This window comes from Bacillus sp. SIMBA_005, assembly GCF_046535585.1.
Taxonomy (GTDB): domain Bacteria; phylum Bacillota; class Bacilli; order Bacillales; family Bacillaceae; genus Bacillus; species Bacillus pumilus.
This window is the reverse complement of record NZ_JAWRWI010001264.1, coordinates 1-232: the sequence shown is the minus strand read 5'-3', so window position 1 is coordinate 232 and position 232 is coordinate 1. Positions and strand designations below refer to the sequence as shown.

The 232-nt window shown below is 35.3% G+C and carries 1 protein-coding gene; it reads left to right on the top strand.

Annotated elements, in window-relative coordinates; genetic code table 11:
• Positions 1–97: hypothetical protein (locus SB660_RS24125; RefSeq protein WP_410585170.1), on the top strand; the 97-nt coding region annotated here is incomplete at its 5' end.
• Between the last annotated feature and the right edge of the window lie 135 nt (positions 98–232).

Here is a 232-nt window from a genome sequence, read left to right as displayed (position 1 = left end):
TGTATTTACAAACCTTGCTGAAGGAGAAACAGTCAGCATTAAAGCAAGCGGTTCAGTCAACAGAGAACAAGAAGATATTGTGAAGATTGAAAAATAAGGGTGTTAGTACGCCGTGCTTGTCAGATGACAAGTACGGCTGTATGATATAATATTGTGTAGTAAAATAGCTTTAATTTAAAGGAGAATGATAATCATGGCACAAAAAACATTTAAAGTAACAGCAGATTCCGGA